The sequence below is a fragment of the Azospirillum halopraeferens DSM 3675 genome (assembly GCF_000429625.1).
GTDB classification, from domain to species: domain Bacteria; phylum Pseudomonadota; class Alphaproteobacteria; order Azospirillales; family Azospirillaceae; genus Azospirillum; species Azospirillum halopraeferens.
Map to the genome: position 1 here is coordinate 91,256 of NZ_AUCF01000020.1, position 26,601 is coordinate 117,856.

Genomic DNA, 26,601 nt, shown 5'->3' on the forward strand with positions numbered 1-26,601 from the left:
CCATGACTGCCGTCGTGATCGCCGGCGCCGCCCGCACGCCGATCGGCGCGTTCAATGGGGGCCTGAGTTCCGTTCCGGCGCATGCGCTGGGTGCCATTGCCATACGCGAGGCGCTGAGGCGCGCGAACACCGATCCTGGCGACGTCGACGAGGTCATCCTCGGCCAGGTTCTGACCGCGGGACAGGGGCAGAACCCGGCCCGGCAAGCCGCGGTGAACGCCGGCATCCCGGTGGAGAGCAGCGCCTTCGGGATCAATCAGGTCTGCGGGTCCGGGCTGCGTGCGGTGGCCCTCGGCTATCAGGCCATCCGTCAAGGGGACGCCGAGGTGATGGTGGTGGGCGGCCAGGAGAGCATGAGCCGGTCCCCGCACGCCATGCACCTGCGCGGCGGCACGAAGATGGGCTCGGCCGAGATCCTCGACACCATGATCAGGGATGGCCTGTGGGAGGCGTTCCACGGCTATCACATGGGCACCACGGCCGAGAACGTGGCGCGCTCCCTGACCCTGACCCGCGAGGAGCAGGACGCCTTCGCGCTCGCCTCGCAGCGGAAGGCCGAGCTGGCCATCACCGCCGGCCGGTTCAGGGACGAGATCGTTCCGGTCACCATCAAGGGCCGCAAGGGCGACGTGATCGTCGATGCCGACGAGCACCCGAAGTTCGGCACCACCTTCGAGTCGCTGACCAAGCTGCGCCCGGCCTTCGCCGCGGACGGCACGGTGACCGCCGGCAATGCCTCGGGCATCAACGACGGTGCCGCGGCGCTGGTGCTGATGAGCGCCGACAACGCCGCCCGGCGCGGCGTCGCCCCGCTCGCCCGCATCGTTTCCCGGGCGACCGCCGGTGTCGATCCGGCGATCATGGGCACCGGCCCGATCCCGGCCTCCCGCCTCGCTCTGCGCAAGGCGGGCTGGACGGTCGAAGACCTCGACCTGATCGAGGCGAACGAGGCGTTCGCCGCGCAGGCGCTGGCCGTCAACCGGGAGATGGGCTGGGACCCGGCCAGGGTCAACGTGAACGGCGGCGCCATTGCGCTGGGGCATCCCATCGGCGCATCCGGCGCGCGGATCCTGACGACCCTGATCTTCGAGATGCAGCGGCGCGGTGCCAAACGGGGCCTGTGCACGCTGTGCATCGGCGGCGGCATGGGCGTCGCCCTTTGCGTCGAGAGGGACTGAACGCCGGCCCGACGGGCCATGGACGAGAACCGGGGGAGGCACGCAATCCCCCGGTTCTCGGCGCAATCGACAACGGTGCGCGGCCGGTGACCGGCCGTGGCGCAGAGGGATCGGACGGCGCCGGGAACCCGGCCGGGATCCCCCCGATCGGAGCGTCTCGCAATGCAAGCCAATGGTGAAGTCGGCGCCACTTCGAGCGCCATCGAGAACGTCACGTTCGACGCGATCCGGATCGACCAAAGCGCCGGTCCGGCGCTCGCCGTGGCCGCCGAGTGAGGAGCCCCGCCATGTCCGCACGCAAGGCGTACCTGATCATCAACGCCGGCTCGTCGAGCCTGAAGTTCTCCGTCTTTCACGGCAACGGCACGGCCGATCCGGAGGCCGTGATCACCGGCCAGATCCAGGGCATCGGCACCGGGCCCGGGTTCGAGGCGAGGGATGCCGCCGGTCGTGCCGCGGCCGGGCATTCCTGGTCCGGGGGCCGGTCGGTCGACCGGTCGGAGCTGCTGCGCTTCCTGCTGGACTGGCTGGAGCAGCGCCCGGAGGGCGCCGCGCTGGCGGCGGCGGGGCACCGGGTGGTGCACGGCGGCACCCGCTTCGCGGCACCGGTGCGCATCACACCGGCGGTGCTCGCCGAGCTGGAGGCGCTGGTGCCGCTGGCACCGCTGCACCAGCCGCACAATCTGGCGGCCATCCGGGCGCTGGCCGCGGTGTACCCGGAGCTGCCGCAGGTGGCGTGCTTCGACACGGCCTTCCACCGGACGCAGCCCTGGCAGGCGCAGACCTTCGCGATCCCGCGGGACCTCACCCGCGAGGGCGTGCGGCGCTACGGCTTCCACGGTCTGAGCTACGAGTACATTGCCCGGCGCCTGCCGCAGGTGGCGGCGGAGCTGGCCGACGCACGGGTGGTCGTGTGCCATCTGGGCAGCGGTGCCAGTCTCTGCGCCATGCAGGCGGGCAAGAGCCGGGACACCACCATGGGCTTCACGGCGCTGGACGGGGTGCCGATGGGCACGCGGCCGGGCACCCTCGATCCGGGGGCGCTGATCTACCTGATGCGCGAGAAGGGGATGGGAGCCGACGAGCTGGAGGCTCTGCTGTACAAGCGGTCGGGGCTGCTGGGTGTATCGGGCATCTCCAACGACATGCGCGACCTCCTGAACTCCGACGCCCCGGAGGCGGCGGAGGCGGTCGAGTTGTTCTGCCACGGCGTCGCCAAGCAGACGGCGGCGATGGCGGCATCCATGGGCGGGCTGGACGCGGTGGTGTTCACGGCCGGTGTCGGCGAGCATTCGGCGCCGGTGCGGGCCCGGGTGGCGGCGAAGCTGGGCTGGCTCGGCGTGTCGCTCGACGACGCGGCGAACCGGGCCAAGGCGACGCGCATCTCCGCCCCGGACAGCCGCATCCCCGTGTTCGTCATCCCCACCGACGAGGAGCGCATGATCGCGTCCCACACCCTTGATCTGCTCAACGCGCCGGCACCCTGACGCGCCCGGCCTTCTCGATCACAGGAAACCTGATGTACGCACCCTCGCCCACCGGCCACCGCTTGGCGGAACCGATCGCCGCTCCGTCTGAACCGGCGCGCAAACCCGGCAACCCCGCCGTCGTCGGGCTTGCCGGGTTCGGTCTCTCCACCCTGCTCCTGCAATTCCACAACGTCGGCTGGGTCGGCATCGGCCCGGTGGTCTGGCTGGGACTCGTCTTCGGCGGCGGCGCCCAGCTCGTCGCCGGTCTCCAGGAAATGAAGGCCGGCAACAACTTCGGCTACAGCGCCTTCACCGCCTACGGTTGCTTCTGGATCGCCCTTGCCCTGATGCAGATCGGCAATGCCACGGGACTGTTCACGGTGACCGAAACGGATGTCGGCTGGTATCTGGTGGCCTGGACCATCTACACCGCCGTGATGACCTTCGGCGCCCTGCGGATCAGCACGGTTCTGGGATTGGTTTTCGTCACACTTCTGATCGGCTTCATCCTGCTTGATCTGGCGCACTTCGTGTCCCCGGCATTTACGGTTGTCGCGGGCTACGAACTGATGCTCTGCGCCGGTCTGGCGCTCTACGGAATGGCGCACGCCATATTCGCGGATGTCTTCGGGCGCGACGTCCTGCCGATGGGAAAACCGCTCATCCCTTGACTGCCGAATACAGCGTTCCATCAACCGGGGAATCCTGCCATGCACTTACTGAGAAACGTCTCCATCCGCATCAAGCTGTCCGCTCTGGTGGCCGTCTCGTTGCTGGCGCCTCTGACCGTCATCGGCGTCAGCAGCACCTTCACCTATCAAAGAATGGTCGAAGACCGCGTCTCGACCATTCGTTCCGTGGTGGAAATGGCCGCCGGATTCGCGAAGACCCTCAACGCCGAGGTCGAGGCGAACGCCATCACGCGGGACGAGGCGCTGACGCGCTTCCGCAACGCGGTGCACGGCATGCATTACAACGGCGGCGCCGACTACCTGTTCGCCTACGACATGAGGGGTGTCGCGGTGGCGAACCCGTCCAATCCGAAGGTCGTGGGCAGCGACCGCACCCACCTCCAGGACAAGGCGGGGAAGTATTTCGTTCGCGAGATCGTCGACACCATGCAGCGGCAGGACAGCGCCATCATCCGCTATCAATGGCCGAAGCTGGGTTCCGACGTGCCGCTGGAGAAGACCAACTACGTGCAGCGCTACCAGCCGCTTGACCTCATCATCGGCTCCGGCGTCTACACCGACGATATCGACGCATCCTACTACAAGTTCATGACCGAGCTGGGCACGACGGCAGCCGTTCTTGTCTCTATCCTCTTATTAGCGGCCTTCCTGATCAACCGCAGCATCGTCGGCTCGCTTGAGGTCTTGCGGAACAAGATGGCGGCGCTGGCGGACGGCGATCATTCCGTCTCCTTCCCCGAGGCGGAGCGGCGGAACGAGATCGGCGGCATGGCGCGAGCGCTCAAGGTGTTCAAGGAGCAGGCGGAGGCCAAGGCCGACCTGGAAGCCCGTCAGGCCGAACTGGCCCGCCTCGCCGAGGAGGACAAGCGCCGGGCCATGTCCGCCCTGGCCGACACCTTCGAGCAAACGGTCGGCGGCATGATCCGGGCCGTCGCGGAGCAAGCCGGGGTCATGGAGGAACGCGCTCAGGGCCTGACCCGCATCGCCGACAAGGCCGGCCATCTCGCGGGCAACGTCGCCACGGCGACCGAACAGACCTCGGCCAATGTGCAGACGGTCGCGTCGGCCACCGAGGAGTTGTCGAGTTCCATCGCGGAGATCGGCAGTCAGGTTGGCCGGTCCTCGCAGATCGCCCACGAGGCGGTCGGCGTCGCCGAGCGCGCCACCGGCAAGGTGACCGGCCTCGCCACCGCGGTCGGGCGCATCGGTGCGGTCGTCGATCTGATCAACTCCATCGCCGGGCAGACCAACCTGCTGGCCCTGAACGCCACCATCGAGGCGGCCCGGGCCGGCGAGGCCGGCAAAGGCTTTGCCGTCGTCGCCAGCGAGGTGAAGGCGCTGGCGAACCAGACGGCCAAGGCGACCGAGGACATCGCCGCCCAGGTTGCCGGCATCCAGGCGGTGACGGAAGAGGCGGTGCAGGAAATAGGCGGGGTCACCCGCATCATCGCCCGGATCAACGAGGTCTCCGCCTCCATCGCGTCGGCCGTCGAGGAGCAGGGTGCGGCCACCCGGGAGATCAGCCGCAACGTCCAGCAGGCGGCGCACGGCACACGAGAGGTTTCCGGCAACATCGTCGATGTGAACACCGCCGTGGTCCGGAGCGGCGAAGTCTCCTACGAGGTGCTGGAGTTCGTTCGCCATCTCTCCGTCGACACCGAATCGCTCCGTCGCGAGGTGAACCACTTCATGGAGCGCGTGCGCGCCAGCTAGATCACACCGCGCGGTCAGGACCGTCCTGACCGCGCGTTACGCTTCCATGTTCAGCGTCTTGATGGTTTCGACCCGGATCTCTTCGGTCAGCCGCTCCTTGTAGGCGGCGAAGGCGGCGCTGGTCTTGACCTTGTAGGACCGGGGGTGCGGCAGGTCGATGGCGATGTCGCACTTGATGCGGCCGGGCCGCGCGGACATCACGACGACGCGGCTGGCCATGAAGATCGCCTCGTCGATGTCGTGGGTGACGAACAGCACGGTCTTGCGGTGCTGCTCCCAGATGCCCAGCAGCAGCTCCTGCATCAGTTCGCGCGTCTGGTGGTCGAGCGCGCCGAACGGCTCGTCCAGCAGCAGCACCCCCGGATCGTTGGCCAGCGCCCGCGCCAGCGCCGTGCGCTGCTGCATGCCGCCGGACAACTGGCTGGGCTGGTGGTTCTCGAAACCCTTGAGCCCGACCTGCGCCAGATAGCGGTCGGCGATCGCCAACTGCTCGGCCCGCGGCACGCCGCGCTCGCGCAGGCCGAAGCAGACGTTGTCGCGCACGCTCAGCCAGGGGAACAGGGTGTAGGACTGGAACACCATGCCGCGGTCCGGACCCGGCCGGGTGACCGGCCGGCCGTCCAGGGTGACGGTGCCGGCGGTGGGCGTCTCCAGCCCGGCGACGACGCGCAGCAGCGTGGACTTGCCGCACCCCGAGGGGCCCAGGATGGTGATGAAGTCGTTGTCGCGGACCTCCAGGTCTGTGGGCTCCAGCGCGCGCGTCGGCGCGGCGCGGCGGCGGCCGGGGAAGGTCTTCTCGATGCCGCGGATGGACAGTCGGCTCATCGCTCAGCGTCCCTTCGCCCAGGGGAACAGGCGGGCGTTGGCCGCCTGGAACAGGACATCGGTGATCAGGCCGATCATGCCGATGATGAAGATTCCGAAGATCATCTGCCCGGTGTCGAGGAAGCGCTGCGCCTCGATGATCATGTGGCCGATGCCGGCCGAGGCGCCGACCAGTTCGGCGACGATCACGTAGGTCCAGGCCCATCCCAGCACCAGGCGCAGCGACTCGGCCATCTGCGGTGCTGCGGCGGGCAGCAGCACCCGCAGCACCACGCCGCGCCGCGAGGCGCCCAGGGTGTAGGCGGCCTCCACCAGGTCGGTGCGCACGGACCCGACGATGACGGCGATCATGATGACGATCTGGAAGACCGAGCCGATGAAGATCACCAGGATCTTCTGCAGCTCCCCCACCCCCGCCCACAGGATCAGCAGCGGAATGAAGGCCGACGCCGGCAGGTAGCGGGCGAAGGAGACGAAGCCGGAGAAGAACGCCTCCACCGGCTTGAACGCCCCCATCAGGATGCCCAGCGGCACCGCCAGCAGCGCTGCCAGCGCGAAACCGGCGAACACCCGCCACACGGTCACCAGCACGTCCCCGGCGAAGCCGTACTCGACGAACAGCTCGCCGCCCTTCAGCAGCGTCTCGCCAGGGGAGGCCAGGAACAGGGGCTGCACGAAACCGCCGTAGGTGACGATCCCCCAGCCCAGGAAGAAAAGAACGAAACAGAGGATGCCGAGAACCGGGCGCAGCCCCGGCGGCACCGGCTTCAGCGGCGCGAACAGGCCGTCCATGACGGGGATCCGTGGATAGCGGGAAGGGAACGGCCGCCCGCGCCGGCGCGGGCGGCCGGAACGTTACCGGACGAAGGCGGGATTGGCCATCACGGCCAGATCCTGCGGGGCGCGGCGGATCAGCCGGGATTCCAGCATGACGTCGCGCACCTCCGCCAGGAACGGCGTCATGGTGTCGGCGAAATAGGCCCGGTTCATCTCCTTATCGTACCAGCGCACGTTCTTCGCCGAGGCGGCGAACTGCTCGGCCGACTGGTTGACATCCTTGCCCATCACCGCGTAGGCGGCCTGCGGGTCGGCCTTGATGACCTCCAGCGCCTCGAACCAGGCGTCGATCACCGCCTGCACCACCTTGGGGTTCTTCTCGATGTAGGCGGGCTGGAAGGCCAGGGTGTCGATGATGACACCCGGCGTCTGGTCCGACGTGACCAGAACCTTGCCGTCGGCGTTGCGCACGTTGGACAGGTACGGCTCGTACGTCACCGCCACGTCGGTCTGGCCGGCCACAAAGGCGGCGGCGGCGTCCTTGGGCGACAGGTTGGTCTGCTGCACGTCGGCCAGGGCCATGCCGTTCTTCTTCAGAACGTAGGCCAGCCAGAACTGCGGCACGCCGCCGGTCTCCACGGCGATGGACTTGCCCTTCAGGTCCTCCACCTTCGCGATGGCCCCGCGCACCGCAATGCCGTCGCCGCCATGGGAGCTGTCGAGCACCAGCACCTGCTGCACCGGCACGCCGGACGAGGCGTACACCATGTGGGTGTCCACGGTGGTGGCGATGGCGTCCACCTCGCCCGCGACCATCGCCTGGTGGCGGTTGGAGACGGGCATCTTTTTGATCTCCACCTGCAGGCCGCGCTTCTCGAACAGGCCGGTGTCCCTGGCCAGCGTCAGCGGCGCGAAGCCGGTCCAGCCGCTCATGGCGATGGTCAGCCTGGTGGTCTCCTGCGCGCCGGCCGTCGCGGCGCCCAGCCCCGCCAGCGCCCCCACCAGCGTCCCCAGCACCCAACTCCTCATGCTCATATCCCTGACTCCCTGTGTGCGACGTCGTGCGTCACGGACTTGGGGTCGGTCCCGCCGCTGTGGCATGGCGCCACAGGTGCCGCGCGGTCCGGCTCCGGATCGCCCATATTGACCGCTTTGCCGCCCCCTTGGAAGGCCCGCCCGGTCGCGCGCCGTTGCACTGCACCCGGCGGCATCCCTATATTCGGTGCTCGCCTTACCATATGTTGGGACCAGCGACGGGAGGCAGGCGGATTGACCCAGCAGCTGCATCGGAGCGGAACGGTCCGGCCCCTCAGCGACGACGATCGCCGGCGCACGCTCCAGTACTTCGAACGCCTGGGCAAGGACCGGGTGCGGTTGTACGCCGCCGTGGACTGCGACCGCTTCCTCGGCAACTGGCAGGTCCGCGAGCTGGCCGACGCCTGGCTGGCCGAGAAGGACGAAGAGGAACGCGCCGCCCCCTTCTGGCGCCGCCTGCCCTGGCGGCGCTAGCCCGGATCGCGTGACATCGGAACCGATTTGACGCGCGAATCCGATCGCTGATCAAATTGATAGGGCGCCTCCGCCATCAGTCGATCAGGCGGTCACCGTCGAAGAACGGGTAGGGTCCGTCGAAGGCACCGATCACCGCGGTGTGGCTGACGATCCCCTCACCGTCCCGCCACAGGTGGAGCTGGAAGCCGGGCGGCTCCATGACGAAGGCGGACGGCCCGTCGGGGCGCAGGTCCAGGGCCACCTGATGGGCCACCGACGGCGCGGTGGACGCGACGGTGCCGGCCCAGCGGGCCAGGATCGGACGGTGCAGGTGGCCGGCCAGCGCGCGTTCCACCTGCGGGTGGCGGCGCACCACCGTGGCCAGGGCGTCGGCCCCGGCCAGCCCGATGCGGTCCATGTGCGCGATGCCCGTGGCGAACGGCGGGTGGTGCAGCGCCAGCACGGTGGGACGGTCGGGCTGCTCCGACAGGCGGGCGTCGAGCCAGGCCAGCCGCTCGGCGCACAGCCGCCCGGCGCCCGAGCCGGGCTCCACCGTGTCGAGGACCACCAGCCGCACCGGCCAATCCTCCACCGTGTGGTGGAGAAAGCCGCCGTCGCGCGGCAGGCGGGGATCGTCCGGCCATGCCGCGACCATCGCGCCGCGGTCGTCGTGGTTGCCGGGGACGAGAATGGCCGGCGCTTTCAGCGGCCCGGTCAGGTCGCGGAAGAGGCCGTATTCCTCCGGCCGGCCGGCGTCCACCAGGTCGCCGGTGAACAGCACCACGTCGGGCCGCGGGTCGAGCGCATTGACTGCGGCGACGGCGCGTTCCAGACAGGCGGCGGTGTCCACCTGCCGGTAAGCGAGCCGGCCGCGCGGCTTGATGTGGGTATCGGTGAGCTGGGCGATGAGCATTCGGGTCCGCCGGTCAGGGTGATGGCGCTCAGAGCGAGAGGAAACGGGCGGGGTCGAGGCGCAGGCCGACGGTGTCGCCCCGCGCGACGGCGGCACGCCCGGCGGCGTCCACCGTCAGGGTGTGGCCGCAGGCGGTCTCCACCACCACGCGGGTGCGATCGCCCAGGAAGACGGCCGCGGCGACGCTCCCGCGCAGGTGCGCGTCCGCGTCCGCCAGCGCCACGTCCTCCGGCCGGACCAGCACCTCGGCAGGGCCGGCCGGGCCGGCCCACGGCAGCGCCGCCCCGCCCAGCGCCAGCATCCCGTCGGCCGCCTGCCCGTGCAGGCGGTTCATGGTGCCGACGAACTCCGCCACGAAGGCATCCGCCGGACGGTAATAGATCTCGCGCGGGGTGCCCACCTGGGCGACGCGGCCCCTGGCCATCACCACGATGCGGTCGCCCAGCGCCATCGCCTCCGCCTGGTCGTGGGTGACGTAGACGGCGGTCACCCCCAGCGTGCGCAGCAGGCGGTCGATCTCCAGCCGCAGGCTGTCGCGCAGCTTGGCGTCCAGCGCCGTCAGCGGCTCGTCCAGCAACAGCACGCGCGGGCGCACCACCAGGGCGCGGGCCAGCGCCACCCGCTGCCGCTGGCCGCCGGACAGCTGGTCGATGCGGCGCCCGGCGAGGTCGCCGATGCGCATCAGTTCCAGCATCTCCCCGGCCCGGCGGCGCCGCTCCGCCGTCGCCACCCCGCGCACCCGCAGGCCGTAGGCGACGTTGTCGGCAACGCTCATGTTGGGGAACAGGGCGTAGCTCTGGAACACCATGCCGACGTTGCGCCGCTCGATGGGCAGGCGGGTCACGTCGTCGTCGCCGAACCACACGCGCCCGCCGGGGTCGGGGCTTTCCAATCCGGCGATCAGGCGCAGCGTGGTGGTCTTGCCGCAGCCGGACGGTCCCAGGAACACCACCGTCTCGCCGCCGGCGATGGACAGGTCCAGGGGTTCCAGCGCGCGCACGCCGCCGTCGTAGGTCCGGGCGCAGCCCTCCAGCCGGATGGGCACGCCGTCCAGATGGAAACTCCCGCTCATCGGCGCCCCCGGCGGCCGAGGAGCTGGAGCAGGATCAGGCTGGGGATGATCATCAGGAAGAACACCAGGGTGTAGGCGCTGCCGATCTCGATCCGCATGGAGGCGTAGCTGTCGGCCAGGCCGACGGGCAGCGTCTTGGTCAGCGGCGTGTGCAGCAGCCAGGTCAGGTTGAATTCGCCCACCGACAGGGTGAACACCATCAGCGAGCCGGCCAGGATGCCCGAAGCGCAGTTCGGCACGACGACCTGAAAGAAGCGCTGGACAAAGGAGGCCCCCAGGCTGGCCGCCCCCTCCTCCAGCGTCTTCAGATCGATGGACGTCATCACCGCCAGCACGGCGCGCACCATGAAAGGCAGCGTGAACAGCACATGCCCCACCAGGATGAAGAGCCAGCTCCGCCGGAAATCGCCCGCACCGCCGTAGGTGACGATCAGCGCCAGGGCGGTGGCGAGGCCGGGCACCGCCACGGGCATGACCAGCAACTCCTCGATGGCGCGGGCCACCGGCCCCTTCGCCCGCGCCAGCACATAGGCCGCCGGCACCCCCAGCACCAGCGTGCAGGCGAGGCAGGCGACGGCGATGCCCAGCGACAGCCGGATGGTGTCGGCGTAGAGCGCCCACACCTCCGCCACCCAGCGCAGCGTCAGCCCGCTGCGGATGCCGACGAAGTAGTTGACGGTCAACCCCGCCGCCATGGACAGCACCACCGGGACGACCAGCAGCGCGCACACCAGCAGCGTGAAGGAAAGCTGCGCCCAGAAGGCGGGTCCGTAGCGCCGCATCGCCGTCACCCCGCCGCCGCGACGGTGGAGCCGGCGAAGCTGCGCGCCAGCGCCAGCGCCGCCCAGGTGACCAGCCCCAGCACGAAGCTGAGCGCCGCGGCCATGGCGATGTTCGCCTGAAGTGTGAATTCCGTGTAGATGACCATGGGCAGCACGTTGATCCGGGTGGCGAGGGTGAAGGCGGTGCCGAAGGCGCCCATGGCGGTGGCGAAGCAGATGGCGCCGGCCGACAGGAAGGCGGGCTTCAGCGCCGGCAGCACCACATGGGCCACCACCTGCCACGGCCGCGCGCCCAGGGAACGCGCCGCCTCCTCCAGTTGCGGGTCCAGCTTCTCCGCCGCGGCCATGACCGTCAGGATCACCCGCGGGATCGAGAAGTAGATGTAGCCGAGGAACAGCCCGGCCATGGAATAGGCGAAGACCACCCGCCCGCCGGTCAGCGCGTGGGTCGCCTCGCCGATCAGGCCCTGGCGCCCGGCCAGCATGATCACCATGAAACCGACGACCACGCCGGGAAAGGCCAGCGGAAAGGTCAGCATGGCCAGCAGCAGCGCCCGCCCGGGAAAGCGGTTGCGCACCAGGAACAGCCCCGACACGGTGGAAATCGCGAGCGTCGCGGCGGTGACCCCGGCCGACAGGGTCACGGTGGAGACCAGGCTCTGAAGATGGCGCGGGTTGGTGACCACGGAGGCATAGGCGGCCCAGCCCTGCGGCCCGCTGCCGCCGATCACGAACAGCTCGGCCAGCGGCAGCAGGAAGAAGGCGCCGAACACCACCGCGGCGGGGGCGATCAGCAGGGCCAGGGTGAAGGGGTCGCGGCGGTGCATGGCGGTCGCGGGGACGGTTCCGGACAGGGGCCCCCGCGGCGCCGCCGCGGGGGACGGGAGGACGGCAGCGGTCAGTTCACGTCCGCCAGATAGCGGTCGGTGAAGCCCTTCTGCGCCGCGGCCATGCGGTCGAGGTCCACGGCACGCGCGCGGGCATAGTCGGCGGCCGGCAGGAACTTCGCGGCCAGGTCCGGCGCCATGGCGCCGGCGCGCACCGGGCGCATGAAGGCGTTGGCCCACAGCCCCTGCCCCTTGTCGGACAGCACGAAGTCCAGCACCGTCTTCCCGTGGTCCGGATTCGGGCCATTGGCGACCAGCGCCATCACATAGGGCACAGCCACCGTGCCCTCGGCCGGGATGACGAATTCCACCGGCGCCTTGTCGGTGTGCATGGCGCGGTACGCGTTGAAATCATAGTCGAGCAGGATCGGGATCTCGCCCGACAGGACGCGGGCGTAGGAGGTCTGCTTCGGCACGATCGGGCTGTTCCGGTGCAGGTCCCGGAACCAGCCGATGGCCTTGTCGAAACTGTCGTAGTCGCCGCCCAGCGCCAGATTGACGGCGACCGCGCCGACATAGCCGACGGCCGCGCTGGTCGGGTCCAGATAGCCCACCATGCCGGCGTAATCGGGCTTCAGCAGATCGGCCCAGGACTGCGGCACCGGCTTGCCGCCCAGGGCGTCGCGGTTGACGAAGAAGCCCAGCGTGCCGGAGTGGATGGTGACCCAGTGGCCGTCGGGGTCCTTCATGTCGGCCGGGACCTCGTCCCAGTTGGCCGGCCGATAGGGGGCGGTAACGCCCGCCGCCTTGGCCTGGATGCCGAACGGCCCGCCCAGATAGACCACGTCGGCCACCGGATTGGCTTTTTCGGCGATCAGGGCCGCCAGCGACTGGCCGGAGTTCTTGTTGTCGTGCGGGACGGTGACGCCGGTGTCCTGCTTGATGGCGCGGAGCTGGGAGGCCCAGTCCGCCCATTCCGGCGGGCAGTTGTAGCAGATGGCGGTCTGCGCCGCGGCCGGGGACACAGCGACGGCCAGCAGGGCCGCCGCGCCAAGGAAGAGGTGCTTCAGCATGGCGATCATATCCTTGCGTCGGGTTGGGACGTGAGGTCGGGTCCGGACGTGCGGAGGGCGGGGGCGGGCCCCAGCGTCTCCCCCGTGCGGACGGAGAAGGGCAAGGTCACCTGTCCGGGGCGTGGACCACCGGCCAGATGGGCGAGCAGATCCTGCATGGCCCGCGCGCCCATGGCGCGGGCGGGCTGCACCAGGGTGGTCAGGGCGGGGGACACCAGCGCGCCCACCGCGATGCCGTCGAAGCCGGTGACCGACACGTCCGCCGGCACCGCCAGCCCCAGGTCGCGCAGTGCCCGCACCGTCGCCAGCGCCACCAGATCGTTGGAGCCGAACAGCGCGGTCGGCCGGTCGGGCCCGTCCAGGCGGACGGCCAGCCGCCGCTCCGGCGCGGCGTCGGCGAAGTCCACCTCGATCAGCGGTCCGGGGGCGAGGCCGGCGGTGTCCAGTGCGGCGCGGTAGCCGTCATGGCGCAGGCGCGAGCGGTCGGACTGGCGGAAGCGGCCGGCTACCATGCCGATGCGCGTGTGGCCCAGCGCGATCATGCGCTCCACCATGGTGCGCGCCGCCGCCACGTTGTCCACCGACACGAAGGGGCGACCGCTCGCCCGCGGCTGGTTGTAGACAAGGACATAGGGCAGATCGGCGGCATCCAGCGTGTCCAGCACCGCGCTGCCGTCGGCGTCGGCGACCGTCAGCACCAGCCCTTCGACCCGGTGCGACAGCAGGCTTTCCACCGCCTGCGCCTCGCGCCCGGGATCGTAGTCGGTGGAGGCGATCAGCAGCGAGTAGCCGGCATCGGCCGCCGCGTCCTGCACGCCGGCCACGCTGTCGGCGAACACCGGGTTGGACAGCGACGGGATCACCACACCCAGGGTGCGGGTGCGGGCGGCCTTCAGGCTGCTGCCGATGCGGTTGGGCCGGAAGCCCAGCTCCGCCACCGCGGTGCGCACCCGCTCCGCCGTGTCCGGCGCGGCGGTGCCGGCGCCGTTCAGCACCCGCGACACGGTGGCGATGGACACGCCCGCCCTCTCCGCCACGTCGCGTATGGTCACCGCCTTCGCCATGCCGCCTCCCCCGTTCGCGGGGGATGATGCGCCGGACCCGTTGCAGCTTCATGACGGCCTGTAAACGTTTCCATGACATTTGGAAACGTTTACAGGACCGGAAAATGCGGGCGGGACGGCGTCCGGCCGTCAGATCGGCGCCGTCAACTCCCGCACCTCCGCCGGCCCCGGCCGCGCGTGGTCCGGCCAGTGGCGCAGGTTGAGCACCTGGCCCTCACGGCGCACCCGCTCCACGGCGGCGAGGTCGAGGTCGGCGTAGAGCCAGCCGGGCTCGTTCATGGTGCCGATGGCCACCACGCCGTCGTCGGGCATGCCCACGTCCGGCGGGGCGTAGACGGCGGCGGCGCCGACGTTGACGTCGATGGCCGGGCACCAGGGGGCCGCGCCCACCGTCGGGGACTGCACCACGAAGCACTGGTTCTCCAGCGCCCGCGCGGCGGCGCCGACGCGCACGCGGTGCCAGCCGGCCGCCGTGTCGGTGCAGCTCGGCACCAGCAGCAGCACCGCCCCGGCCTCCGCCTGGGCGCGCGCGATCAGAGGAAACTCGGCGTCGTAGCAGATGCACACCCCCAACCGCCCCCACGGCGTGCCAAAGACGCGCACGGCGTCGCCACCGCCGAGGTCCCAGTGCTCGCGCTCGAAGCGGGTGGGGACCAGCTTTTCCTGCTCGCCGGCGCGGCCGTCGGGCGCGATCAGGCGGGAGACGTTGCGCAAGCGGCCGTCGGGCCGCCGCACCGGCACGCCCGGCGCCAGCACCCACACCCCGTGGCGCCGGGCGAGATCGGCGAACGTCCCGAACACCAGCGGCACCAGGGGCTGCAGGGCGGCGGTCTGGGCGGCGAGGTCGCCGTCGGCGCCGGCCGTCGCCGTCAGCTCCATGGCTCCGTATTCGGGGAAGACCAGCAGCTCCGCCCCGTTGCCGGCGGCCTCGGCCACCCAGCGTTCGGCCCTGGCCCGCCAGGCGTCCGGGGAGGCGACGCGCTCCGGCGGGTACTGGGCGGCGGCGACGCGCAGCCGGGCCATCACGCCAGGTCCTTGATCCAGAAGCGCATGAGCTTTTCGCTCTCGCCGTCCTCGTCGAGGTCGCGCCAGGAGAAGCGGCAGGTCACCCCCGGCAGCGGCCGGAAGCCGCGGTTGCGCCAGAACCCGTCCAGGGGGACGTGGCCGGCGGGACGGCGGGGATGGTCGTCCGGGCGGTCGACGGCGCAGAACACCGCATGGTCGAAGCCGCCGAGGCGCCGGGCGTGCGCCTCCCGCTCCGTGAAGAAGCGCACGCCGACGCCGCGGCCGCGGTAGTCCGGCAGCAGCACGGACTCGCCGTAATAGAAGACGCGTCCGACGTCCAGCCCGGCGTCGGCCAGCGGCCGGGTCACCGTGTCGGGTTCATGGCGCAGCGGCAGCCCGGTCGCCGCCCCCACCAGCCGGTCGCCGTCGCGGGCGCCGACGATGACGCTGCCCGGCGCGTCGGCGTAGGTGGCGAGGTAGCGCTCCTCGTACGCCCGTGACCCCTCGTACAGGTAGGGGAAGGCGCGGAACACGGCGATGCGCAGATCCGCCAGGTCCGCCAGGTGCCGGCGCAGGGCGTCGCCGGTCAGGGGTTCGATGCGCAGGGCGTCGGCCATGCCGGTCCTCCCTCGTCCTCCGGTTCGCGGTCACGATCCTTCGTAGGCAGGGGATGGCGGACGGTCAAGGGCGCGTACGGAACCGGCCCCGCCGGCCGGTGTTGTTGACAGGCCATGGACACCACCCTCCGCATGCCCCCTCGCCGCACCGCTCCCGACGGCTCGCCGCGCCGCGTCGGCGTGGAGCTGGAGTTCGCGAACCTGGATGCGCCGGCCGCCGCCCGGACCGTGCGCTCCCTGTACGGCGGCACCGTCGCGTCCGAGAATCCCCACCGCTGCCGGGTGTTCGGCACCCGGCTGGGCGACTTCGCGGTGGAGCTGGACATGCAGGCCGCCCACAAGAAGCCGGACGCGCCGCCGGCGATGCCCGACACCCTGGACGCCGCGCTGGACGCCGTACTCGACCGGCTGCGCCCGCTGTGGGGCAGCATCGGCAGCCTGGTCATGCCGTTCGAGATCGCCGCCCCGCCCATCCCCATGGAGCGGCTGGGCGAGCTGGACGCGCTGGTCCACGCCCTGCGCGCCGCCGGCGCCGCGGGGACGGAGGCGAGCCCGCTGTTCGCCTTCGGCCTGCACTTCAACCCCGAGGTGGCGGACACCGGCGCCGACTACGTGCTCGACCACCTCAAAGCGTTCCTTCTGCTGGGGCCGTGGCTGCGCGCCGGCATCCGCGTCGACCCGACCCGGCGTCTCAGCGGCTTCGTCGCCGCCTTCCCGGCGGACTACGCCGCCACCGTGGTGGACCCCGCCTACCGGCCCGACCTGCCGGGGCTGGTGGCCGACTACCTGGACGCCAACCCCACGCGCAACCGCGAGCTGGACCTCTTCCCCCTGTTCGCCCACCTGGCGCCGGAGGTGCTGTTCGCCAGGGTCAGCGACCCCCATGTGCGCGCCCGCCCCACCTTCCATTACCGCCTGCCCAACGCCCGCATCGGCGATCCCCGGTGGTCGCTGGTGACGGAATGGAATCGCTGGGTGGTGGTGGAGGAGCTGGCAGCCGACCGCGAGCGGCTGGACGGGCTGGGCCGCGACTACCGCCGCCACGCCGCCGAGGGCCGGCTGGCCGGCTGGGCGGCGGAAACGGGGCGCCGGCTCGCCTCCCCGGCGGGTTAGGGCCATGGCGGCGCGTCCGCTCATCGGCGTCACCGCCTCGATCCACGGCAGCCGCGCCGCCTGGTGGGCCAACCGGCTGGCCCTGTGGCGGGCCGGTGCCCGGGCGGTGCGGATCACGGCGAACCGGCCTTATCCGATCGAGCGGCTGGACGGGCTGGTGGTGGGCGGCGGCGACGACATCGACGCCGGCCTCTACGGCGCCGGGGCCGATCCGCAGGTGCGCATCGACCCCGCGCGCGACCGGCTGGAGCTGGCCGCACTGGACGTCGCCGAACGGCTGGGCCTGCCCGTGCTGGGCATCTGCCGCGGCTCGCAGATGATCAACGTGCACCGCGGCGGCTCGCTGCACACGGACATCCACGCGATCTACGAGGAGGCGCCGCGCATGCGCACGGTGCTGCCGCGCAAGCGCGTGTGGATCGAACCGGACAGCGGCCTCTACCGCGTGCTGGGCCTTGGGGAGTGCCTGGTCAACGCCCTGCACCACCAGTCGGTCGACCGGCTGGGCGACGGCCTGGCGGTGGTCGCCCGCGACCGCCACGGCATCGTCCAGGCGACCGAAGCGGCCGGCGCGCCGCTGCGGCTGGGCGTGCAGTGGCACCCGGAATACCTGGTGGCCGACGACCGCCAGCAGAACCTGTTCCGCACCCTCGCCGCCGCCGCCGCCGGCACGGCGACGGCGTTGACGGGGCGCGAGGCCCCCTACCGCTCCACCCACCACGCATCCGGCATCGCCCCGTAGAGGGGGATGACGGCCGGATGCTTCACGTGAAACCATCGGGCGATGCGGTCGGCCGAGGGATGGAACAGGGGCACCCGGTAATGCCCCCACATCAGCACGCGGTCCAGCGCCCGCACCCGCGCCACCAGATCCTCGCGCGTGCGCGCCGCGGCGATGGAGCCGGCGATGGCGTCCACCACGGGGTCCCGGATGCCGGCGTAGTTGCGGCTGCCCGGCTGGTCGGCCGCTTCGGACCCGAAGTAGTAGAGCTGCTCGTTGCCCGGCGACAGGCTGGACGCCCACCAGCGCACGGTCATATCGAAATCAAAACTATCCAGCCGCCCCTGGAACTGGGCGCTGTCCACCGTACGGACCCGGGCGCGGATGCCCAGCCGGTCCAGACCGCGGGCGTATTCCAGCGCCACCCGTTCGTCGCCGGGATCGCCCAGCAGGATCTCGAAGGTGAAGGGACGGCCGGAGACCGCATCCACCAGCCGCCCGCGCTCCAGCCGCCAGCCCGCCTCGGCCAGCAGGCGCAGGGCTTCGCGCTGATTGTTCCGGCTGGCGAACGGACCGCTGCCATCGGTTTCGGGCAGGCGGAAGGGGCGGGTGAGCAGCTCGGGCGGCAGGCGGTCGCGGAACGGCTCCAGCACCGCCAGTTCCTCCCCCTCCGGCGGGCCGTCCGACGCCGCCAGCTCGGAGTTGGGGTAATAGCTGGGGGAGCGGTCCAGCCCGCCGTGGAACAGGGTGCGGTTGATCCACGCGAAGTCGGCGGCGTAACCCAGTGCCGCGCGCACCCGCACGTTGTCGAAGGGCGGCCGGCGGGTGTTGAAGATCAGGCCGCGCGCCGCTTCCGGCCGGCCGTGGGGGAACTGATCCAGCACCATGGCGCCGCGGGCCAGGGCCGGCCCGGCGTAGCCGGCCGCCCAGGTGGCGGGGCTGGCCTCGCGCCGCAGGTCCAGGTCGCCGGCCTTGAACGCCTCCAGCGCGATGCGGTCGTCGCGGTAGTAATCGACCTCGATGCGGTCGGGGTTGTAGAGGCCCCGCCGCACCGGCAGGTCGGCGCCCCAATAGTCGGGCCGCCGTTCGTAGACGATGCGCCGGCCGGGATCGACCGCGGCGATGCGGTAGGGTCCGCTGCCCGGCGGCGGCTCCAGCGTGGTGGCGGCGAAGTCGCGCCCCTGCCACCACGCCTCCTGATGGATCGGCATCAGCCCCATCAGCAGCGCCATCTCCCGGTCGAGGGCGCCGTCGGGCATGGGCGCGAAGGTGAAGCGCACCGTCCGTGCGTCCAGCCGCTCCGCCGTTGCCCGGCCGTAGTACAGGCGCCGGTTGGGGCTGCCGTGGCGGCGCTGGGCGTCGAAGGAGAACAGCACGTCGTCGGCGGTCACCGGCGTGCCGTCGGGCCAGCGCGCCCCGGACCGCAGGACGAAGGTGGCAGAGGAGCGGTCGTCCGGCACCGCCACGCTTTCGGCCAGCAGGCCATAGAGCGAAAACGGCTCGTCCCAGGCCCGGGCCATCAGCGTTTCGAAGACGCCGCCCGCCGTGTCGTAGGGGCTGCCCACCCACCGCGCCGGCACCCCCTTCACCACGTGCGGGTTCAGCGTGTCGAAGGTGCCGGGCGCCGCCACCCGCAATCGCCCCCCCTTGGGGGCGTCGGGGTTGACGTAGTCGAAGTGGCTGAAGTCCGGCGGGTACTTGGGTTCGCCGTGCATGGCGATGCCGTGCCGCGGCTCGGCGGCACCGGCCCCGAGGGTCAGCAGCAGGACGAGGAGGGCCGGGAGGGCGGCGGGGATCGGTCTCATGGCCGGGAAAATGTCGCAGCGCAGCAAAACCGCTGCAAGCGGATTGGACTCCTTATGCCTTTGCGCCTAAACTCCGCGCGCGTGCGCCCCCGTGCGGCGGGTCCGCCGCCGGAACGGTCGCGCGCCAAGCTGATGCCAGGCAAAGGACCGCACTCTATGGATCTGAGCAAGGTTCCGGTGGGCAAGAACCCGCCGTGGGACGTGAACGTGGTCATCGAGATCCCGTTTCGCGGCGAACCGGTGAAGTACGAAGTCGACAAGGACTCCGGCGCCATGTACGTCGACCGGTTCCTGCACACGGCCATGTACTACCCCTGCAACTACGGCTTCGTCCCGCACACCCTGTCGGGTGACGGCGATCCCGTGGACGTCTGCGTGGTCGGCCGCACCCCGGTCATCCCCGGCGCCGTCCTGCGCTCGCGCCCCGTCGGCGTGCTGTACATGGAGGACGAGGGCGGCGAGGACGAGAAGCTGCTGGCCGTGCCGGTCAGCAAGCTGCACCCGTTCTACGCCGATGTCACCTCCTACAAGGACCTGCCGGAGATCCTGACCGAGCAGATCGCCCACTTCTTCCAGCACTACAAGGACCTGGAGAAGGGCAAGTGGGTCAAGATCCTGCGGTGGGGCGACGCCGACGAGGCGGCGCAGAAAATCATCGAGGGTGTCGAGCGCGCCAACGCCGCCAACCGGGGCAAGCCGGGTGTCATCATCTGACGACCACCCGGCCGGACCGCGCCCGATGGCGCCCCGCGGCGATGGCGTGGTCACCGTCGCCGCGGGCGGCGGTACGATCACCATCGCCGTGGGCGACATCACGCAGGCCCGGGTGGACGCCATCGTCAACGCCGCCAACGGTGCGCTCCGGCGCGGCGGCGGTGTCGACGGGGCGATCCACCGCGCCGCCGGCCCGGCCCTTCAGGACGAGCTGGACCGCTTCGGCGGCTGCCCCACCGGCGAATGCCGGGTGACCGGCGGCCATGCCCTGCCGGCCCGCACGATCCTGCATTGCGTCGGCCCGGTGTGGCAGGGCGGCGGGCACGGAGAGGACGCGCTGCTGGAGCGCTGCTACCGCAGCGCCTTCGCCGAGGCCCGCCGGCTGGCCCTGCGCAGCATCGCCTTCCCGGCCATCAGCACCGGTATCTTCGGCTTCCCCAAGGAGCGGGCCGCCGCCGTGGCGCTGGCCGCGGCGCGCGACGAGCTTGCCCGCCCCCCGGCCCCGGCGGAGGTCCGCTTCATCTGTTTCGACGACGAAACGGCAGAGATCTACAGGAGGCTTCTCCGAACGCCCGACGGTGGCGGCGGATAAGGGTCGGGCGGGCCGGGGGCGTCGCGACATTCCGTCGCCGTGTCCGCTATCGCTTGCACCCGCGGCGGCGGTTCGTCATTCATCCGTCGCGCATCCGCGGTACTGTGCGGTGCAGCATACCCTTCATCCGAACCACCGGCGGATCCGGCCATGACCGTTCGCAACCTCGACCACCTGTTCCGGCCGGCCTCGATTGCCCTGATCGGCGCCAGCCGCAAGCCGATGTCCATCGGCGCCGTGGTTGCCCGCAACCTGTTCAACAGCGGCTTCGACGGCCCCATCCTGCCCGTGTCGCCCACCGAACGGGCGGTGGAGGGTGTGCTGGCCTACCGGTCGGTGGAGGATCTGCCGATCGTCCCCGACCTGGCGGTGATCTGCACCGCGCCCGACGGCGTGGCGGCCGCGGTGACGCAGCTCGGCGCGCGCGGCACCCGCGCCGCCATCGTCATCTCCGACCGGTTCAGCCGCGACGCGCAGGAGGCGATGCTGCAGGCCGCGCGGCCGCACCAGATGCGCATCCTCGGCCCCAACAGCCTGGGCGCCATGGTGCCCGGCCGCGGCCTGAACGCCAGCATGGGCCACGTGACGCCGCACAAGGGCGACGTGGCGCTGGTGGCGCAGTCCTCGATGGTGGTCACCTCGATCATCGACTGGGCCACGGCGCGCGGCATCGGCTTCTCCCACCTGGTGTCGCTGGGCGAGAAGGCGGACGTCGATTTCGGCGACATGATCGACTATCTGGCCTCGGACGGCGGCACGCGCGCCATCCTGCTCTACATCGAATCCATCAACGACGCCCGCAAGTTCATGTCCGCCGCCCGGTCCGCGGCGCGCCAGAAGCCGGTCATCGTCGTCAAGGCCAGCCGCAGCCCCGAGGCCCAGCAGGCCGCCGCCTCCCACACCGGGGCGCTGGCCGTGTCGGACGCCGTCTACGACGCCGCCTTCCGGCGCGCCGGCATCCTGCGCGTGCAGGACCTGGACGAGCTGTTCGACGCCGTCGGCACCCTGGCCACCGGGGTGCCCATCGTCGGCGATCGGCTGGCCATCCTGACCAACGGCGGCGGCATGGGCGTCATCGCCACCGACAGCCTGATCCAGGCCGGCGGCCGCCTGGCGGCGTTCGACGCAGGCACCCAGACCCGTCTGGACACTGCCTTCGGCGCGGCCGATGGCGGCCGCGGCAACCCCCTGCGCATCGGCGGCGACGCCACACCCAAACGCTACGCCGATGCCCTGGCGGCCCTGCTGGAGGACACCGGCAACGACGCCATCCTGGTGCTGCACTGCCCCTCCGCCCTGTCGGATTCCGCCGCCACCGCCGCCGCGGTGGTGGAGGCCATCCGCAAGCACCCCGGCCGCCGCCACCCCGTGCTGACGAGCTGGGTGGGCGACGCCACCGCCGGCGAGGCGCGGCGCCTGTTCGCCGCCAACCGGATCCCCACCTACGACACCCCCGGCCACGCGGTCCGGGCGTTCATGCACCTGGTGCAGTACCGCCGCAACCAGGACCTGCTGATGGAGACGCCGCCCTCGGTGCCGGACGCCTTCCAGCCCGACGGCATCACCGTGCAGAAGCTTATCGCCCGCGCCATCGCCGAGAAGCGCGAGTGGCTGACGGAGGTGGAGGCCAAGCGGGTGCTCGCCGCCTATGGCATCCCGGTGGTGGACACCCGCCGCGCCGAATCGCCGGAGGAGGCGGAGCGGGCGGCGCAGGCCATCGGTGGCCCGGTGGCGCTGAAGGTGCTGTCGCCCGACATCACCCACAAGTCCGACGTGGGCGGTGTCGCCCTGCACCTGACCGACGGCGCCGAGGTGCGGGCCGAGGCGGAGGCCATGCTGGCCCGCGTGCGGGCCGCCGCCCCGGAGGCGCGCATCGAGGGCTTCACCGTGCAGGAGATGGCGGTACGCCCCGACGCCTACGAGCTGATCGTCGGCATGACCGAGAACGCCCTGTTCGGCCCGGTCCTGCTGTTCGGCGAGGGCGGCATCGGCGTGGAGGTGGTGGAGGACTACGCGCTGGCCCTGCCGCCGCTCAACGTCAAGCTGGCGGGGGAGCTGATGGGACGCACCCGCATCTGGCGCCAGCTCCAGGGCTACCGCTCCCGCCCCGCCGTCGACCTGGACGCGGTGGCGGCGACGCTCAACAAAATCTCCCAGCTCGTCGTCGATTTTCCCGAGGTGGCGGAACTGGACGTCAACCCGCTGCTGGCCGACCAGGAGGGGGTTCTGGCGCTGGACGCGCGCATCAAGGTGGCGGTGCCCGCCCTTCCCGGCGCCCGGCGCCTGGCCATCCGCCCCTACCCCAAGGCCCTGGAGTCGGACGTCCGCATCAAGGACGGCCGCCAGTTCCTGGTCCGCCCGATCCTGCCGGAGGACGAGCCGCTGGTCCACGGCATGTTCGCCCGCATGACCCCGGAAGACATCCGCCTGCGCTTCTTTGCGCCGATGAAGCGCCTGTCCCACCAGGCTGCCGCCCGCCTGACCCAGATCGACTACGACCGCGAGATGGGGCTGGTCGCCGTCGGCCCCGACCCGGCGACGGGCGAGACGATCATGTACGGCGTGGTGCGCATCGCCGCCGACCCCGACAACCAGCGGGCCGAATACGCGGTGATGGTGCTGTCGGAGATGAAGGGCCAGGGGCTGGGCTTCCAGCTCATGAACAAGATCCTGGACTACGCCCGCTCGCGCGGCATCCGGCAGGTCTACGGCGAGGTCCTGCGCGAGAACATCACCATGCTCGGCATGTGCCGCCGGCTGGGCTTCGTGCGCCGCGAAAACCTGGACGAGCCCGGCGTGGTGGAAGTCTGCATCGACCTGACGAAAGATCTGGGGTAATATCCGGGTTCCGCCCTCTCCGGACACGGCAGAAGGCGGAGCGCCTCAGCTTTCCAGCATGCGGCGCAGCAGCTCGACATCTTCGGCAAAGGCCGGGTCGGTGGTGCGCAGTTCTTCCACCTTGCGCACGGCATGCATGACCGTGGTGTGGTCGCGCCCGCCGAACTTGCGGCCGATTTCCGGCAGGGAACGGGCGGTGAGCTGCTTGGCCAGGTACATGGCCACCTGGCGCGGCCGGGCGACGGCGCGGGCGCGCCGGGCGGAATGCATGTCGGCGACGCGGATGTTGAAGTGTTCGGCCACCCGCTTCTGGATCTCGTCGATGGTGACGCGGCGGTCGTTGGCGCGCAGCAGGTCGTGCAGCACCTCCTGCGTCGTCTCCAGCGAGATGGCGCGGCCCACCAGTTCGGCGTGGGCGACGATGCGGTTCAGCGCCCCCTCCAGCTCGCGCACGTTGGAGGTGATCTTGTGGGCGAGGAATTCCAGCACCTTCTGCGGAACCGTGGCGCCCAGCGCGTCGGCCTTCTGTTCCAGGATGCCCAGGCGCAGCTCGTAGGTTGTGGGGTGGATGTCCGCCACCAGCCCCCAGCCCAGGCGCGAGCGCAGCCGCTCCTCCATCCCCTCCAGATCCGACGGGCTCTTGTCGGCGGAGATGATGACCTGGCGGTTCTGGTCGACCAGGGCGTTGAAGGTGTGGAAGAACTCCTCCTGCGTGGAGTCCTTGCCGCTGATGAACTGCACGTCGTCGATCATCAGCACGTCGACCGAGCGGAACTGCTGCTTGAAGGCCATGGTGTCCTTGAAGCGCAGGGCGCGGATGAACTGGTACATGAACTTCTCGGCCGACAGGTACAGCACCTTGCGCCGCGGGTCGTTCTTGCGGATCTGCCAGGCGATGGCGTGCATCAGGTGGGTCTTGCCCAGCCCCACCCCGCCGTAGAGGAACAGCGGGTTGAAGGTGACCGCGGTGGCGTCGGCAACCCGGCGGGCGGCCGCGTGGGCCAGCTCGTTCGGCTTGCCGACCACGAAGTTGTCGAAGGTGAAGCGCGGGTCCAGGGGCGCCGACAGGGTGGCCTGCACCTCCATCACCGCATCGGTCGCCGGCGATTCGTCGGATGCTCCCGGCGATCCGGTCGACGGCAGCCCGTAGGGCCCCGCGGTGTAGCTGCCGGCCCCGTACGGGGCCGCCGGCATCACGGGAGCCGCCGGGACCGGATCGGCGGCGCGGGAGGGGGCGCCGGGGGGCTCGTCGTCGGCACCGGCCGGCACCGGGGGCAACTGCCCGGACGCGACGATGACGTCGATGGCCTGGACCTCAGGATTCTCCCCCGCCCAGAGCGCCCGGATGCGGTCGGCATAATGGGTCAGCACCCAGTCGCGCATGAAACGGGTGGGCACTACGATTCGCACCTCGCCGCCGCGCAGGCCGGCGACGCTCAACGGCTGCAGCCAGCTGCGGTAGGCGATCTCCCCGACCTCGTCCTTGAGCCGGCCGCGCACGCGGGCCCATTGCTGATCCAAAGACGCGCCGACCGACATGCTCGCCAACTCCCGCTCCTCCCGCCCCGCGGACACGTTTCGAAGTGCAGGCCGGGCGGCGGACCGGCCGGTTTTCCCGTGCACCATGGCCCTGCGCACCCCAACCCCGGACATAAGCGCCGCCGGCCCCTCTTCCTCTCCCTCGGAAGACTCCCGATGGTGGGTACCCCAAACACAACACGGCACGAATCCCCGGCGAAAAGTATCCGCCGAAGAAAAGCCGGCATTATGTTTAAAGTTCGAGACTTGAAAGACGGGATATCGGAGATTGCCTATGATGCCCGCATTCCGCATACTGAAGCGGCACCAAAGCACATCAGCAAAGCGCAGCTTTTTATCGAATCGATGCTGCGACACACCGGCTCGATACTGCGTCGACGCGTTCCCGCTGGCCCCGTTTGTCAGCCCCTACTCTTCAAGTCTAATCCGCACGGCGGTGTGCCGCAACGGGACAGAAGGCGAACACCCAAAAAAGCCGGGGCATCGGCCTGCATTCGTATGACCATTGATTGGTTTTCAAAGTAAAACTTAGCTATTCAGCAAGACCCCGTATGCTAAACGCAAAAAGCCGCGCTCCTTTGCCGGGCGCGGCTTTTCCGGGGCAGAGGCGTTCAGAGCGCCTTGATGCGAGCCGACAGGCGCGAAATCTTGCGCGCAACGGTGTTGCGGTGCACAACACCCTTGGTGGCGCCGCGCATCAGCTCGGGCTGAGCGTCCTTCAGGGCCGCCTCGGCGGCGCCCTTGTCGCCGGTGAGAATGGCGGTCTCGACCTTCTTGACGAAGGAACGGATGCGGCTGACACGGGCGCGGTTGACTTCCGTGCGGCGTGCGGTCTGGCGGATGCGCTTTTCGGCGGACTTGTGATTGGCCATAACGAACCTTGCTTCGAGACCCCTGAACCCAGTGCGAGCGCGCCTTATACGCCCGCCCGAACGGCGAGTCAAGGCGCCGGCCGCTTCCGATCGCAGGCGATCCGGGAGCGGCCGGCGCCGTGCCGCCTCAGCGGTTCTTCCAGTCGGGCTGGCGCTTCTCGGCGAAGGCGGCCATGCCCTCCTTCTGGTCGTCGGTGGCGAAGGTCGCGTGGAACACGCGGCGCTCCACCTTGATGCCCTCGGCCAGCGTCGTCTCGTAGGCGGCGTTGACCATGTCCTTGGCCATCAGCACGATGGGCCGGGACAGCTTGGCGATGCGCTCGGCCACCTTGATCGCCTCGTCCACCAGATCGGCGACCGGGACGATGCGGCTGACCAGGCCGGAGCGCTCGGCCTCGGCGGCGTCCATCTGGCGGCCGGTGAGGACCATCTCCATGGCCTTGGACTTGCCGACGAAGCGCGTCAGGCGCTGGGTGCCGCCGGCGCCGGGGATGGTGCCGATGGTGATCTCGGGCTGGCCGAAGCGGGCGTTGTCGGCGGCGATGATGAAGTCGCACATCATGGCCATCTCGCAGCCGCCGCCGAGCGCGTAGCCGGCCACCGCCGCGACGACCGGCTTGCGGCACTTGGCCACCCGTTCCCACTTCGCGGTGATGAAGTTCTGGCTGTAGACGTCCATGTAGGAGAAGCCGGACATCTCCTTGATGTCGGCGCCGGCGGCGAAGGCCTTCTCCGAGCCGGTGATGACGATGGCGCCGACGGCGTCGTCCGCCTCGAAGGCGTCCAGCGCCTGGCCCATCTCGGTGACGAGCTGGTCGCACAGGGCGTTCAGCGCCTTGGGCCGGTTGAGCGTGATCAGCCCGACGGGGCCGCGCGTCTCGACGATGATCATTTCGTAGGGCATGGCTT

Annotated in this window: 25 protein-coding genes; 10 read left to right on the plus strand and 15 right to left on the minus strand. The window is 70.6% G+C overall.

All coding sequences use genetic code 11. The features are described from left to right. Positions 1 to 2: 2 nt before the first annotated feature. From G472_RS0118080 to G472_RS0118100, 4 genes are all read left to right on the plus strand, one after another. The gene (locus tag G472_RS0118080) at positions 3 to 1,178 is read left to right on the plus strand and encodes an acetyl-CoA C-acetyltransferase (RefSeq protein ID WP_029009490.1); all 1,176 of its coding nucleotides are present in this window, start codon (positions 3 to 5) and stop codon (positions 1,176 to 1,178) included. Positions 1,179 to 1,465: 287 nt separating this feature from the next. Then, on the plus strand, positions 1,466 to 2,665 hold the full coding sequence (locus G472_RS0118090) for an acetate/propionate family kinase (RefSeq protein ID WP_035692918.1): 1,200 nt from the start codon (positions 1,466 to 1,468) through the stop codon (positions 2,663 to 2,665). Positions 2,666 to 2,697: 32 nt separating this feature from the next. Beyond that, complete coding sequence (locus G472_RS0118095; RefSeq protein WP_084536747.1) at positions 2,698 to 3,318, plus strand: acetate uptake transporter; 621 nt, start codon at positions 2,698 to 2,700, stop codon at positions 3,316 to 3,318. Between the two features lie 39 nt (positions 3,319 to 3,357). Further along, positions 3,358 to 5,052, plus strand: coding sequence for a methyl-accepting chemotaxis protein (locus G472_RS0118100; protein WP_029009493.1), 1,695 nt, complete (start codon positions 3,358 to 3,360; stop codon positions 5,050 to 5,052). 36 nt (positions 5,053 to 5,088) lie between these two features. Here the strand turns inward: G472_RS0118100 and G472_RS0118105 are convergent, their stop codons facing one another. The 3 genes from G472_RS0118105 to G472_RS0118115 form a co-directional block, all read right to left on the minus strand. Further along, positions 5,089 to 5,877 (minus strand): ABC transporter ATP-binding protein, encoded by a 789-nt coding sequence (locus G472_RS0118105; RefSeq protein WP_029009494.1) that lies wholly within the window; start codon positions 5,875 to 5,877, stop codon positions 5,089 to 5,091. Between the two features lie 3 nt (positions 5,878 to 5,880). Further along, on the minus strand, positions 5,881 to 6,669 hold the full coding sequence (locus G472_RS0118110) for an ABC transporter permease (protein WP_035692920.1): 789 nt from the start codon (positions 6,667 to 6,669) through the stop codon (positions 5,881 to 5,883). Positions 6,670 to 6,732: 63 nt separating this feature from the next. Next, the gene (locus G472_RS0118115) at positions 6,733 to 7,689 is read right to left on the minus strand and encodes an ABC transporter substrate-binding protein (RefSeq protein WP_169732831.1); all 957 of its coding nucleotides are present in this window, start codon (positions 7,687 to 7,689) and stop codon (positions 6,733 to 6,735) included. Between the two features lie 234 nt (positions 7,690 to 7,923). Between G472_RS0118115 and G472_RS0118120 the strand changes: the two genes are divergently transcribed. Further along, a complete protein-coding gene (locus G472_RS0118120) occupies positions 7,924 to 8,163 on the plus strand; it encodes a hypothetical protein (RefSeq protein ID WP_029009497.1) in 240 nt (79 codons plus the stop codon). Between the two features lie 76 nt (positions 8,164 to 8,239). Here G472_RS0118120 and G472_RS0118125 read toward each other — a convergent pair whose 3' ends face one another. From G472_RS0118125 to G472_RS0118160, 8 genes are all read right to left on the minus strand, one after another. Beyond that, entirely contained in the window at positions 8,240 to 9,058 is an 819-nt protein-coding gene (locus G472_RS0118125; RefSeq protein WP_029009498.1) for a phosphodiesterase, read from the minus strand. A 28-nt stretch (positions 9,059 to 9,086) separates the two neighbouring features. Next, positions 9,087 to 10,130, minus strand: coding sequence for an ABC transporter ATP-binding protein (locus G472_RS0118130; protein WP_029009499.1), 1,044 nt, complete (start codon positions 10,128 to 10,130; stop codon positions 9,087 to 9,089). Beyond that, positions 10,127 to 10,912, minus strand: coding sequence for an ABC transporter permease (locus tag G472_RS0118135; RefSeq protein WP_029009500.1), 786 nt, complete (start codon positions 10,910 to 10,912; stop codon positions 10,127 to 10,129). The genes G472_RS0118130 and G472_RS0118135 overlap by 4 nt, the downstream gene beginning before the upstream one ends. A gap of 5 nt (positions 10,913 to 10,917) precedes the next feature. Further along, positions 10,918 to 11,739 carry an ABC transporter permease gene (locus G472_RS0118140; RefSeq protein ID WP_029009501.1) on the minus strand — a complete coding sequence of 274 codons (822 nt, stop codon included), beginning with the start codon at positions 11,737 to 11,739 and terminating at the stop codon, positions 10,918 to 10,920. A 71-nt stretch (positions 11,740 to 11,810) separates the two neighbouring features. Then, entirely contained in the window at positions 11,811 to 12,812 is a 1,002-nt protein-coding gene (locus G472_RS0118145; protein ID WP_029009502.1) for an ABC transporter substrate-binding protein, read from the minus strand. Between the two features lie 5 nt (positions 12,813 to 12,817). Next, positions 12,818 to 13,876, minus strand: coding sequence for a LacI family DNA-binding transcriptional regulator (locus G472_RS0118150; RefSeq protein ID WP_029009503.1), 1,059 nt, complete (start codon positions 13,874 to 13,876; stop codon positions 12,818 to 12,820). A gap of 129 nt (positions 13,877 to 14,005) precedes the next feature. Beyond that, positions 14,006 to 14,899, minus strand: coding sequence for a carbon-nitrogen hydrolase family protein (locus G472_RS0118155; RefSeq protein WP_029009504.1), 894 nt, complete (start codon positions 14,897 to 14,899; stop codon positions 14,006 to 14,008). After that, on the minus strand, positions 14,899 to 15,498 hold the full coding sequence (locus G472_RS0118160) for a GNAT family N-acetyltransferase (protein WP_029009505.1): 600 nt from the start codon (positions 15,496 to 15,498) through the stop codon (positions 14,899 to 14,901). Before G472_RS0118160 ends, G472_RS0118155 begins: the two co-directional genes overlap by 1 nt. Positions 15,499 to 15,612: 114 nt before the next feature. Between G472_RS0118160 and G472_RS0118165 the strand changes: the two genes are divergently transcribed. Further along, positions 15,613 to 16,611, plus strand: a complete 999-nt coding sequence (locus G472_RS0118165; RefSeq protein ID WP_029009506.1) for an amidoligase family protein — start codon at positions 15,613 to 15,615, stop codon at positions 16,609 to 16,611. Positions 16,612 to 16,615: 4 nt separating this feature from the next. Next, a complete protein-coding gene (locus tag G472_RS34110) occupies positions 16,616 to 17,353 on the plus strand; it encodes a gamma-glutamyl-gamma-aminobutyrate hydrolase family protein (protein WP_051340983.1) in 738 nt (245 codons plus the stop codon). Here the strand turns inward: G472_RS34110 and G472_RS0118175 are convergent. Further along, positions 17,314 to 19,137: an extracellular solute-binding protein gene (locus G472_RS0118175; protein ID WP_029009507.1), complete on the minus strand. Its 1,824-nt coding sequence runs from the start codon at positions 19,135 to 19,137 to the stop codon at positions 17,314 to 17,316. The genes G472_RS34110 and G472_RS0118175 overlap by 40 nt on opposite strands. Before the next feature lie 156 nt (positions 19,138 to 19,293). Here G472_RS0118175 and ppa point away from each other — a divergent pair, with 156 nt between their 5' ends. From ppa to G472_RS0118190, 3 genes are all read left to right on the plus strand, one after another. Next, positions 19,294 to 19,851, plus strand: coding sequence for an inorganic diphosphatase (ppa, locus tag G472_RS0118180; protein WP_029009508.1), 558 nt, complete (start codon positions 19,294 to 19,296; stop codon positions 19,849 to 19,851). Positions 19,852 to 19,876: 25 nt separating this feature from the next. Next, on the plus strand, positions 19,877 to 20,443 hold the full coding sequence (locus G472_RS0118185) for a macro domain-containing protein (protein ID WP_051340984.1): 567 nt from the start codon (positions 19,877 to 19,879) through the stop codon (positions 20,441 to 20,443). A 150-nt stretch (positions 20,444 to 20,593) separates the two neighbouring features. Next, entirely contained in the window at positions 20,594 to 23,281 is a 2,688-nt protein-coding gene (locus G472_RS0118190; protein ID WP_029009510.1) for a bifunctional acetate--CoA ligase family protein/GNAT family N-acetyltransferase, read from the plus strand. A gap of 45 nt (positions 23,282 to 23,326) precedes the next feature. Here G472_RS0118190 and dnaA read toward each other — a convergent pair whose 3' ends face one another. From dnaA to G472_RS0118205, 3 genes are all read right to left on the minus strand, one after another. Next, positions 23,327 to 24,820, minus strand: coding sequence for a chromosomal replication initiator protein DnaA (gene dnaA, locus G472_RS0118195; RefSeq protein WP_029009511.1), 1,494 nt, complete (start codon positions 24,818 to 24,820; stop codon positions 23,327 to 23,329). Positions 24,821 to 25,431: 611 nt separating this feature from the next. After that, a complete protein-coding gene (rpsT, locus tag G472_RS0118200; RefSeq protein ID WP_029009512.1) occupies positions 25,432 to 25,692 on the minus strand; it encodes a 30S ribosomal protein S20 in 261 nt (86 codons plus the stop codon). 127 nt (positions 25,693 to 25,819) lie between these two features. Beyond that, complete coding sequence (locus G472_RS0118205; RefSeq protein WP_029009513.1) at positions 25,820 to 26,596, minus strand: enoyl-CoA hydratase; 777 nt, start codon at positions 26,594 to 26,596, stop codon at positions 25,820 to 25,822. Positions 26,597 to 26,601 lie beyond the last annotated feature (5 nt).